The organism is Streptococcus sp. GMD6S, from assembly GCF_000297015.1.
In genome coordinates, this window is record NZ_AJRH01000208.1 from 1 (window position 1) to 818 (window position 818).

At 29.7% G+C, this 818-nt stretch carries 1 protein-coding gene; it reads right to left on the reverse strand.

What is annotated here, in order from left to right; all coding sequences use genetic code 11:
• Positions 1–143: 143 nt before the first annotated feature.
• The gene (locus GMD6S_RS09715) at positions 144–815 is read right to left on the reverse strand and encodes a hypothetical protein (RefSeq protein ID WP_000745946.1); all 672 of its coding nucleotides are present in this window, start codon (positions 813–815) and stop codon (positions 144–146) included.
• Positions 816–818 lie beyond the last annotated feature (3 nt).

The following is an 818-nucleotide window of genomic DNA, read 5'->3' on the forward strand; positions in this document are numbered from 1 at the left end:
TTTTTCATAACCTTCTCCTTATTTATGATATTCAACAAAATAGCTAATCATAGTTCCCTTATAATATACCATAAAAGCAACATTTCCTTGCATCTTATTCAAATTTATAAGTTAGATTAGAAGCATCTAAAGTTGGAATACCACTACTCACCATTATTCAACTCTCCATTAGACACTGTTTCTCTAAAATAATAACCGTCTTTGTAATCAACAACAACAGAATAATAGTAATAATCATTACTCTGCAAAGAGCTTCCAAATTCTAATACGCCATTTTTAAGACCATCCATTTTAAAAAATTTGTTTATTATTGGATTATTCACACTATAAGATATGTCAAAACCATTAGTTACACTGTTATAACTCTTATTTTCTAATTTAAACTCAGATAAAATACTTTTATTAATCGTTAATTCTTGAAACAGAAAACCTTTAAGTTCCCAAATTTCCCTCGCTCTTTCTTCATCTGAAAAAATAAATTGCTGTTCTATGTAATTAACATCTATAATGTCTGTCTTTTTTTCTAACTTTAAATCTTTTCGAATTAATTTACCAGTTATCGTCTTGAACTGACTATTTCCGGTTAAGTATATTTTTATGCTAACTTTATCATTCATGTATACTTGATAGACCTCAAACCCTTCCGGAAATTGCTTAAACAAGTCAAACAGATTCTCGGTTGGATAGACACGACTGACCTCGGAGACTTTGTTCTCAATCCATTCTCGACTATTTTTATTTTCTCCACACCCTGCCAATCCTATCATTATCAATCCTCCTAAAAGTAACATTGTGAGAAATATGCGTTTTTTCATAAC

Excerpts from the sequence above, each read along its gene's own strand:
- GMD6S_RS09715 (WP_000745946.1), bottom strand. The coding sequence starts at position 815 with ATGAAAAAACGCATATTTCTCACAATGTTACTTTTAGGAGGATTGATA.